Source organism: Brachybacterium sp. ACRRE (assembly GCF_022346485.1).
Taxonomy (GTDB): Bacteria; Actinomycetota; Actinomycetes; order Actinomycetales; family Dermabacteraceae; genus Brachybacterium; species Brachybacterium halotolerans.
Window position 1 is genome coordinate 1 of the sequence record NZ_JAKRMO010000134.1, and the last position, 696, is coordinate 696.

General features: G+C 54.9%; 1 rRNA gene. It reads right to left on the minus strand.

What is annotated here, in order from left to right:
* Positions 1-6: 6 nt before the first annotated feature.
* A 23S ribosomal RNA gene (locus MHY49_RS18935) occupies positions 7-696 on the minus strand; the annotation flags it as partial.

Genomic DNA, 696 nt, shown 5'->3' on the forward strand with positions numbered 1-696 from the left:
TTTTGTGTTGATAAGTCATCGGCCATTAGTACCAGTCAGCTCCACACATTACTGTGCTTCCACATCTGGCCTATCAACCCAGTCATCTCCTGGGGGCCTCCCACACCACAAGGGTGCACGGATATCTCATCTTGAAGCAGGCTTCCCGCTTAGATGCTTTCAGCGGTTATCCCTTCCCGACGTAGCCAACCAGCCATGCCCTTGGCAGAACAACTGGCACACCAGAGGTCAGTCCATCCCGGTCCTCTCGTACTAGGGACAGGTCTTCTCAAATATCCAACGCGCGCAGCGGATAGGGACCGAACTGTCTCACGACGTTCTAAACCCAGCTCGCGTACCGCTTTAATAGGCGAACAGCCTAACCCTTGGGACCAACTCCAGCCCCAGGATGCGACGAGCCGACATCGAGGTGCCAAACCATGCCGTCGATATGAGCTCTTGGGCAAGATCAGCCTGTTATCCCCGGGGTACCTTTTATCCGTTGAGCGACACCCATTCCACAATGAGGTGCCGGATCACTAGTTCCTGCTTTCGCACCTGCCCGACATGTCTGTCTCGCAGTCAAGCTCCCTTGTGCACTTACACTCAACACCTGATTGCCAACCAGGATGAGGGAACCTTTGAGCGCCTCCGTTACTCTTTAGGAGGCAACCGCCCCAGTTAAACTACCCATCAGGCACTGTCCCTGATCCGGAT